Annotated in this window: 12 protein-coding genes and 1 tRNA gene; 10 read left to right on the top strand and 3 right to left on the bottom strand. The window is 49.8% G+C overall.

The genetic code is table 11. The annotated features are described in order from the left end of the window. From LUQ50_RS09560 to LUQ50_RS09550, 3 genes are all read right to left on the bottom strand, one after another. The coding region (locus LUQ50_RS09560) for a Zn-ribbon containing protein (protein ID WP_300039555.1) at nt 1-277 on the bottom strand (277 nt) is incomplete at its 3' end. Between the two features lie 2 nt (nt 278-279). Continuing rightward, nucleotides 280-639, bottom strand: a complete 360-nt coding sequence (locus LUQ50_RS09555; protein ID WP_300039553.1) for a DUF2073 domain-containing protein — start codon at nt 637-639, stop codon at nt 280-282. Nucleotides 640-644: 5 nt separating this feature from the next. Next, nucleotides 645-1,274 carry an Era-like GTP-binding protein gene (locus LUQ50_RS09550; RefSeq protein ID WP_300039557.1) on the bottom strand — a complete coding sequence of 210 codons (630 nt, stop codon included), beginning with the start codon at nt 1,272-1,274 and terminating at the stop codon, nt 645-647. Between the two features lie 214 nt (nt 1,275-1,488). Between LUQ50_RS09550 and LUQ50_RS09545 the strand changes: the two genes are divergently transcribed. The 10 genes from LUQ50_RS09545 to LUQ50_RS09500 all read left to right on the top strand — a co-directional run bounded on the left by LUQ50_RS09545 (nt 1,489) and on the right by LUQ50_RS09500 (nt 8,098). After that, nucleotides 1,489-2,055 carry a cyclic nucleotide-binding/CBS domain-containing protein gene (locus LUQ50_RS09545; RefSeq protein ID WP_300039551.1) on the top strand — a complete coding sequence of 189 codons (567 nt, stop codon included), beginning with the start codon at nt 1,489-1,491 and terminating at the stop codon, nt 2,053-2,055. Nucleotides 2,056-2,158: 103 nt separating this feature from the next. Then, nucleotides 2,159-3,034, top strand: a complete 876-nt coding sequence (locus tag LUQ50_RS09540) for a CBS domain-containing protein (RefSeq protein WP_300039549.1) — start codon at nt 2,159-2,161, stop codon at nt 3,032-3,034. Nucleotides 3,035-3,055: 21 nt separating this feature from the next. Continuing rightward, nucleotides 3,056-3,799 (top strand): CBS domain-containing protein, encoded by a 744-nt coding sequence (locus LUQ50_RS09535; protein WP_300039547.1) that lies wholly within the window; start codon nt 3,056-3,058, stop codon nt 3,797-3,799. Beyond that, a complete protein-coding gene (locus LUQ50_RS09530) occupies nt 3,796-4,575 on the top strand; it encodes a CBS domain-containing protein (RefSeq protein WP_300039545.1) in 780 nt (259 codons plus the stop codon). Before LUQ50_RS09535 ends, LUQ50_RS09530 begins: the two co-directional genes overlap by 4 nt. 56 nt (nt 4,576-4,631) lie before the next feature. Further along, entirely contained in the window at nt 4,632-5,606 is a 975-nt protein-coding gene (locus LUQ50_RS09525; RefSeq protein WP_300039543.1) for a deoxyhypusine synthase, read from the top strand. Nucleotides 5,607-5,748: 142 nt separating this feature from the next. Further along, a tRNA-Ser gene (locus tag LUQ50_RS09520) sits at nt 5,749-5,832 on the top strand. Nucleotides 5,833-5,871: 39 nt separating this feature from the next. After that, on the top strand, nt 5,872-6,327 hold the full coding sequence (locus LUQ50_RS09515; RefSeq protein WP_300039541.1) for a 30S ribosomal protein S13: 456 nt from the start codon (nt 5,872-5,874) through the stop codon (nt 6,325-6,327). Between the two features lie 9 nt (nt 6,328-6,336). Next, complete coding sequence (locus LUQ50_RS09510) at nt 6,337-6,882, top strand: 30S ribosomal protein S4 (protein ID WP_300039539.1); 546 nt, start codon at nt 6,337-6,339, stop codon at nt 6,880-6,882. 2 nt (nt 6,883-6,884) lie between these two features. Next, nucleotides 6,885-7,280 carry a 30S ribosomal protein S11 gene (locus LUQ50_RS09505; RefSeq protein WP_109968197.1) on the top strand — a complete coding sequence of 132 codons (396 nt, stop codon included), beginning with the start codon at nt 6,885-6,887 and terminating at the stop codon, nt 7,278-7,280. Continuing rightward, nucleotides 7,280-8,098, top strand: coding sequence for a DNA-directed RNA polymerase subunit D (locus LUQ50_RS09500; protein WP_300039534.1), 819 nt, complete (start codon nt 7,280-7,282; stop codon nt 8,096-8,098). Before LUQ50_RS09505 ends, LUQ50_RS09500 begins: the two co-directional genes overlap by 1 nt. The last annotated feature ends 85 nt before the right edge of the window (nt 8,099-8,183 follow it).

Genomic DNA, 8,183 nt, shown 5'->3' with positions numbered 1-8,183 from the left:
CTATGATTCTGATGCTCTCAACCGATTCAGTGGTCAGGGGTTCTTCATCACCAGGTACAGGCTTTTTATTGTCGCAGGTGGGGGTTGCCGGGACTTTCCCACTCTCCTGAACTTCAGGTACTCCGGTTGAAGGCTCTGGTTCTACTGTTGATCTGCCAGTTTCTTCTTTTCTTGCAGACTCAAATGCAAATTTTGTTCCCCCGCAGGAAGGACACCTGGGAGCTAATCCTGGTGCTGGTTCAAGACGGGTTTTGCACCTGAGACAGATATGTGGCATGATCACCGGGATGAGATCCAAGCGCTGATTAAGTCACGATCACGCCGGATCATTTTGAGTTGATTTGCTGGCCCGATGACAGTCAGGCGGCGGTACTCATCATCACCCCGCATCAGACGGGAGAACATGCCACTCTTCTGTTTTGAAGGGTATGATTCGATCTCTATTCCGGAAAACCCATCCGGTAAAATCTCCTGCATGGTCATCTCGATTAGTGAACTCTGTTCTTCTGGTGAGAGGCCTGTTTCAAGGATTACGATAGTTCCTTCTCTTACAAGATCAAGTATCAGACGGATCTTCTCCATGGAAGGCATCCGCACGAGCCGTTCTGCAGATATCAGATCGATTTGTACTCCCTGCATTCTCATCACCTGAAGGTCCGGATCATTTCTTCATAGAGCTCTTCCACTTTTGTGCCGGTCAGACATGATATTGGAACCACCGGATGCTGGGGAAAGGCAGTTCTGATCCGTTGTGGTGAGGCATCAGGCAGATCGGTCTTATTTGCCGCTATTACCACCGGAAGTTTTCTGCTCTCGATAATACCGACCATCATGATATTCACCTGGGCAAAGGGATCTGCGGTTGCATCGATCATGTAGATGACACCATCGATATCTTCTCTGAGCCAGTGCATGGCTTCTGCAACACCCTCTGTTGCCTCCCGTGCCCGGTCAATCGCTTCATCCCTGGCAATCCCGTATTCGATGAACTCGTTATAATCGATCTTTGTGGTAACACCCGGAGTATCCACGATATCAATGGTAATTGATTTCCCGTTTGCTCCGGTTATGGTAATATTTTCAGAGCGGAGCGCCCTTCTGGTCTCGTGGGGAATCTCACTGACCATCCCTTCCTGGCCGGTTGACCATTCCCTGGCAATACGGTTTGCCAGGGTGGTTTTTCCTGCATTAGGTGGTCCATAAATTCCGATCCGTGAGGTTTTTTTCTGGAAGAGGTTTGCAAGGATTTTGGAGAAGGTCTGACTCAGTCCCATATTCATCGTCCTGACCGGCAGAAGCGGCATTATCTCCCGCAAATCCGGAGTTCTGTTAATATGGATATGATCAGGGAGGATTATTATTGTTGTTATCTCACCAGTAATCTCCGATCTTATCGTTCTGAACAATTTTGGGACCGATGGATTAATATCGAAGCCGGATGATTAACTGAATGGATGCATCTGCCCGGGTATCACAGAGGTGAAAGCCATGACGTATGCAAATGAAAAGATCCAGCTCGACACTACGGTCGCCGTGCGGGATATCATGCGAAGGAACCCGAAGACCATCGATTATAGAGCAACGGTTGCAGATGCAGCACGAAAGATGTGCAACAAAGATCCCTCCGGCAGTTGTATTGTACTCAGGGATAATGTTGCCGTCGGGATCGTGACTGAACAGGATTTAAACTGTAAAGTTGTTGCTAAAGACATCAAGCCGAGTGAGGTTTATGTCAATGATATCATGACGTCTCCCCTCATTACGATTCATGGTGACAAAACGGTAGAGGAAGCGGCTCATGAGATGATTAAGAACCGTGTTCGCCGTCTGCCAATTGTCAATGAGAAAGGGATTGTCATCGGGATTGTGAGCGTACGGGACATTGTGGCGGTTTCGACAGAGATCAACGAACTCATGAGCGAACTGGTTGTTATAAACCAGGCGAAAGATCTCTCGTCAGGAATGTGTAGCAGATGTGGCAGAATGTCAGATGACCTGAAAAATATTGATGGTTCTTTCATCTGCTCCTTCTGTATGGAAGAAGACCGCCTCTGACCGGTACAATCCTACCCCTTTCGGTTTTCCATAAAACCGGACCTGATTTTCAGGTTCAGGTGGATGGATTTGTGATCATATATTCTCAATTATCAGACCCATTATGCACACCAGACATGATAACGATCTAGGAACAGTATTTTCAATTGCTACCCGGCAGGTGATATCAGCTCCACAGACCATGCGGATCTTCGGTGCGATCGAGACCCTCACCGAATGGGGTGTCCGTCGTCTTCCGATCGTTGATCCCGGGACTCATCGGCTTAAAGGGATTCTGACGGCCAGGGATGTGGTGGACTTTCTTGGTGGTGGTGAGAAGTTCAACCTGATTAATGTAAAACATGAGGGAAATTTCCTTGCTGCGATCAATGAGAGTGTCAGCAAGATCATGAAACCGGAGGTCAGAACTCTCCCCCCTGATGCCAGTCTGTCTGAAGCGATCCAGATTATTCTAAAGGATCGAATCGGAGGAATCCCCCTTATTGATGAAGAAGGGGTACTCACCGGAATCGTCACAGAGCGTGATATCCTCAAGGTGCTCTGCCGGACTTACAGTTCATTGCGAGTCAGTGATGTGATGACCTCATCACTTCTGGTGCAGGAGCCGGACTGTCCGCTCTCCATGGTAACCAAGGTCATGACCAGTCATCAGTTCAGACGATTGCCGATCGTCAAAAATGATGTGCTCTATGGGATCATCACCGCAACCGACATTGTGCGGTACATTGGTTCAGGAAAAATCTTTGAGAGCCTGGTCACCGGTCATGTTGCGGAAGTTATGGCGCAGCCGGTCAGGAACCTTGTCAATGGAAATCTGTACACGATAGAACCTCATCAGACCCTCACTGAAGCTGCCCGTCAGATGCTTGCAAAAGGAGTGGGCGCGCTCCCGGTAATCGAGAACAGCAGGCTCACCGGACTTGTCACTGAGTTTGATCTAGTCAGGGCACTTGCGACTCAGGAACAGAACGGACGGTGATATATGCTGATTTCTGATCTGATGAGCTCCCCGGTGCGGGCATGCCGTCCGGAGGACACCATCTCATATGCCCGGAACCTGATGCTCAAGCACCGGATATCGCGGGTGCTGGTAATGGATGGTCAGATCATGACAGGGATCATCACCAGGAAAGACATTGGGTACCGGCTCAAAAGCAGTGATCCAGCCTGGCGTCGGAGATCTTCTGATAACGAACCGGTCTCTTCCGTGATGACCCCTGACATTATCACCATATCTCCTGGCAGCAGCATCCACGATGCACTGGTTCTGATGGTTACTCATCAGATCTCAGGCCTTCCGGTTGTGGATCAGGGGATGATTCTCGGGATGGTGACCAAGTCAGATATGATGAGATCTCCGCTTGTGGCGGGCTTTGATCGACCAGTAAACGGGGTGATGCATGATGTATATCAGGTGACACGTGAACATTCAGTCGATCGGGTGATCGATCTGATGCAGTCTGGTTGTGGAACAGTTGTGGTTACCGGTGATGACGGGTCCGTGAGTGGGATCATCTCGGAGAGTGATCTCACCTTTGCACAGGAGGGGCGTGACATGCCCGCAAAACTCCTTGCTGGTGATATTATGCATGCACCGGTTTTCACGATAGAAGAAACAGCGCGGACTGGGGATGTGATTCGTGCAATGGCTGAAAAACATATTACCAGCCTTATAATCACGAATGAACAGGGACTAAAAGGAATAATTACCAGAGATGATATCATAGGAGAAGTGGTTCTATGACCAATACTATACTTGTCAGAGATGTTATGTCAAAACCGGTGACGGTTGCAAAATCAATCCCCGTAACCGAGGCACTGGATAAAATGCTCGACGTAGGCATTGACCCCCTCATTGTTTTGCACAATGATGAAGTAGTCGGTACGATCTCACGTCATAAAATCGTTGAAAAGATCGGCGCCAAGCACAGTTCAGAGGTCTCACCGACAGCAATCCACGTATCCAACACCATTGACGATGATTTCACCTTCATCTATGATGATCAGGAGGTAGATGTGCTGATTCCGCTCCTGCAGGAACGGTATAAACTTGCAGTTGTCTACGACACTGAGAACCGGCTTATCGGTCAGGTAAATTCAAGTGATATTCTGGGAAAGATGGCTCCTGAAGGCGATCTGGCATCAGTAATGGAACGAGCCCAGTTTATCGAAGCAGGCGAGCGGATGGTTCACCTCCGCAGGAAGATGATCGATGAGAAGATCTCCCGGTTTGTCGTTATGAATGACGGGAAGATGGCAGGTATTGTCTCTGAAACAGATGTCGCTGTTGCTGTTCTGAAGTTCCGTGAGTCGGTTGATGACCGTCATCAGGAACACCAGGTCCGCAACATCCTCGTGCAGGACATCATGACTGCATCAGTAAAGAGCGTTGAGGTGGGAACACCGGTAAGCAAGGTGATTGATCTCATGCGCACGAAGAACTTCAGCAGTGTGCCGGTTACCGAGAACGGAAAAGTTGTCGGTATCGTGACGCGTCAGTCACTCATCCAGGCACTCTGACCCCTTTTTTTCAGCAGATCTACACGCTTATATCCGCATATTCCCAACGGGTATCGATGATGCTGGATCCGACGACGCCGGTAAAACCTGTCTCTGATGTTGCCGCTCTTTTAGATGCCATGAGCAGGACCGGGTTTCAGGGGAGAAAACTTGGTGAATCGGTGACCGTATGGCGTACTATGATAGAGGATCCGCAGGTGAGTATTCTGCTCGGCTTATCGGGAGCGATGATCCCGGCCGGGATGCAGGAGTGTCTTATCGAGCTGGTGAACCGGAGATATGTGGACGCCATTGTTTCAACAGGCGCAAACATCTTTCATGATATCTGTGAACACTGCGGAGTCAGGCATTATATCGGGTACCATCACGCGGATGATACCCAGTTGTTCGAACAGGGGATCGATCGGATCTATGATGTGTTTGCGTACGAAGAACAGTTCAGAGAAGTGGATAATATAATTGCACAGTTTTCACGCACTTGCCAGGGGTTTGAAGGGTCTTCAGCCTCATTTATAAAAAAACTGGGTCAATGGCTGATTGAAACCTATCCACAGGGAAGATCACTCACTGCAACCTGTGTGATGCATAATGTTCCTATCTTTATCCCTGCACTCTGTGACTCCTCAATTGGGATCGGTCTGGTGATTGCCAGAAGACAGGGGAATTCCATTATCGTAGATCAGATCAGGGATGCAGACGAGATCACCGCCCTCGTAGAAAAAACCCGGAAAACAGGCGTTGTTTATATTGGCGGCGGGGTCCCGAAGAACTTTATCCAGCAGACTCAGGTAATCGCATCGATTCACAAGAGCCATTGTAGTGGTCATGACTATGCGATCCAGTATACGACTGACACTCCGCACTTTGGCGGGCTTTCAGGCTGTACCTTTGAAGAGGCAATATCATGGGGGAAGGAGTCATGCACCTGCAGTAAGGTTCAGTGTTTTTGTGATGCTACCATTGCACTTCCGCTGGTTACCTCTGCGCTCATTGGATCTGAGGCTGTTCGTGCGGCAAAAAAATCGGAATAATGCATAATCCACCAATTATTTCCTGCAGATCTGGTCCGGAACATCATAACTCTTATATCCGAATCACCACCACATTGGTAAGCACAATTCCTGTAGCAACAGAATCTCTGTTGCGAGTGTCTACACAGATGCGAATTTGATTGTTGAGGTAGCCAAGCCAGGTATGGCGCAGGGTTGCTAACCCTGTGTCCCTTGGGACTCGGGGGTTCAAATCCCTCCCTCAACGCTTGACACGCAGGCGCTTTCTCATAAAGCGAGGCATTGCATGGCTCAGGAAGATCAGGAGATTAATTATTTCGTCAGGGTTCTCAACACTGACCTCGACGGTACTAAATCAGTGATTGTTGCACTGACCGGTATCAAAGGGGTTGGCAGACATGCCGCCCAGATCATTGCGAGGGCGGCTGAGGTCCCCAAGCACGAACTTATGGGAAAACTTGATGAGGCATCTGTTGACCGGATTCGTGAAGTTGTCAACAACTATTCAGAGCGAATTCCAGTCTGGATGACCAACAGGCCAAAGGATGTCTACACCGGTGTTCCCAAGCACATCATTGGAACTGATCTCGCTCTCATCAACGAGGACGATATCAACATTCTCAAGAAGATACGTGCATATCGTGGTATAAGACACGAAACCGGACAGAAGGTCCGTGGTCAGCGCACCAAGTCGACCGGCAGAACCGGCCTCATCGTTGGTGTGAAGAGAAAGAAAGAGTGAGGGTGAATCATGGGATATCCAGGAAAGAACCATAAACAGTACCAGACTCCCAAGCGCCCGTTTGAGCTCTCCCGTATTGAGGAAGAGACCAGACTGGTAATTGAGTATGGTCTGCGTAACAAGCGGGAAGTCTGGATCGCCAAGGGTGCGCTCCGCCGATACCGCAAGGCTGCCCGTGAGATCATTGCACTGCAGTCTGGTGGTGCAGTTCAGGAACTCATCGAGCGCAAAAAGTCCGAACTTATCGGTCACTTACAGCGCGTTGGCATCCTTGGAGAAAATGCAGGCATTGATGATGTGCTCTCAGTCCGTGTTGAGCAGCAGCTTGATCGCAGACTTCAGAGTCAGGTCTATCGCCACGGATTTGCACGCTCACCAAAACAGGCACGCCAGTTCATTACCCATGGACACATTGCCATCAACGGAAGAAGGGTCACCATTCCGGGATATACTGTCAGCGCAGCTGAACAGGAACAGATCTCGTATGCAGGTTCTTCCCCGCTGGTCAGTGATATTCACGGAGAGAGACAGCGTATCGCCAAGGTAGGGAGATAACTATGGCTGAAGGGAAGGAAAAGTGGGGAGTGGCACATATCTATGCCTCCTTTAACAATACCATCATCACCGTCACCGATCAGACCGGCGCTGAAACGATCACCAAGAGTAGTGGTGGAATGGTCGTAAAGCAGGCCCGGAATGAAAGTTCTCCGTACGCTGCCATGCAGATGGCACAGAATGTTGCCCAGGCAGCAAAGGAAAAAGGACTAGTCGGTCTTCATGTGAAGGTTCGTGCACCAGGACGCGGAAAGCAACGCTCACCAGGGCCGGGTGCCCAGGCAGCAATCAGAGCCCTCGCCCGTGCCGGTGTCCGTATCGGTATCATTGAAGATGTCACGCCAGTACCACACGACTCCTGCAGAGCAAAAGGCGGGAAGAGAGGTCGTCGGGTCTGATGAAGATCGAATTCAGCAGCCTTGAGGACAACAGCACCTCGTTTGTGCTGAGTGATTCGCATATTGCTTTTGCAAATGCACTCCGTCGGGCGATGCAGAGCGAAGTTATGAGTTTCGCGATCGAGGATGTCAAAATCTATGACAACACGAGCGCCCTCTTTGACGAGATGCTTGCACACCGGATCGGACTGATTCCACTCACCACAGACCTGAAGAGTTATGTACCCCGGGATCAGTGCTCCTGTGATGGGAAGGGCTGTTCCCTGTGCACGGTTACTCTGACGATGAGTGTGGAAGGGCCGAGAATGGTTCTCTCCGAAGATCTCATCTCACAGGATCCGGCAGTTCATCCGGCAGTCGGGGATGTCCCGATTGTAAAACTCGAGAAGAACCAGAAGGTCGTACTAGAAGTATATGCAATTTTGAACCGTGGCTTTGAGCATGCAAAGTGGCAGCCGGTCACGGTCTGCGGATACAAGAACTATCCGATCATCAACCCGGAAAATACATGTGACGGGTGTGGATTGTGTGTAGAGGTCTGTCCCAAGAATATCCTGGAAGTGAAAGGCGGCAAGATCACCGTGAAGGAGGGTGGAGACGCTCAGTGTTCGCTCTGCCGGCTCTGTGAACAGGCCTGTCTGAACAGTGGGATCGGAGAAGAACCGGCCATCCATATCAAAATGGATGATAAAAAGTTCATCTTCTCGATGGAGGGTGATGGTTCACTCCCAGCCGTAGAGATCCTAAACCAGGGGCTGCTGTTTCTGAAAAATCAATCAGATGGACTCCTCGAAGCGCTCAGCGAAATCAGGGGGTAACGGATCATGAGCAAAAGATATGATAAGTCCAATCCGCGCCTCACCGAACTCATCAGGCTCCTGAAGAAGACGTCGAGTGAGAATG

The sequence above is a fragment of the Methanospirillum sp. genome, from assembly GCF_028679455.1.
GTDB lineage: Archaea > Halobacteriota > Methanomicrobia > Methanomicrobiales > Methanospirillaceae > Methanospirillum.
Note: the sequence above shows the minus strand (reverse complement) of the source record. Positions and strands in the feature narration are given on the sequence as shown.

What these genes read in the sequence shown, in the direction of transcription:
- LUQ50_RS09510 (WP_300039539.1), top strand. Translation starts at nt 6,337, where the DNA reads ATGGGATATCCAGGAAAGAACCATAAACAGTACCAGACTCCCAAGCGC.
- LUQ50_RS09515 (WP_300039541.1), top strand. Translation starts at nt 5,872, where the DNA reads ATGGCTCAGGAAGATCAGGAGATTAATTATTTCGTCAGGGTTCTCAAC.
- LUQ50_RS09530 (WP_300039545.1), top strand. Translation starts at nt 3,796, where the DNA reads ATGACCAATACTATACTTGTCAGAGATGTTATGTCAAAACCGGTGACG.
- LUQ50_RS09545 (WP_300039551.1), top strand. Translation starts at nt 1,489, where the DNA reads ATGACGTATGCAAATGAAAAGATCCAGCTCGACACTACGGTCGCCGTG.
- LUQ50_RS09525 (WP_300039543.1), top strand. Translation starts at nt 4,632, where the DNA reads ATGATGCTGGATCCGACGACGCCGGTAAAACCTGTCTCTGATGTTGCC.
- LUQ50_RS09505 (WP_109968197.1), top strand. Translation starts at nt 6,885, where the DNA reads ATGGCTGAAGGGAAGGAAAAGTGGGGAGTGGCACATATCTATGCCTCC.
- LUQ50_RS09555 (WP_300039553.1), bottom strand. Translation starts at nt 639, where the DNA reads ATGCAGGGAGTACAAATCGATCTGATATCTGCAGAACGGCTCGTGCGG.
- LUQ50_RS09550 (WP_300039557.1), bottom strand. Translation starts at nt 1,274, where the DNA reads ATGGGACTGAGTCAGACCTTCTCCAAAATCCTTGCAAACCTCTTCCAG.
- LUQ50_RS09540 (WP_300039549.1), top strand. Translation starts at nt 2,159, where the DNA reads ATGCACACCAGACATGATAACGATCTAGGAACAGTATTTTCAATTGCT.
- LUQ50_RS09535 (WP_300039547.1), top strand. Translation starts at nt 3,056, where the DNA reads ATGAGCTCCCCGGTGCGGGCATGCCGTCCGGAGGACACCATCTCATAT.
- LUQ50_RS09500 (WP_300039534.1), top strand. Translation starts at nt 7,280, where the DNA reads ATGAAGATCGAATTCAGCAGCCTTGAGGACAACAGCACCTCGTTTGTG.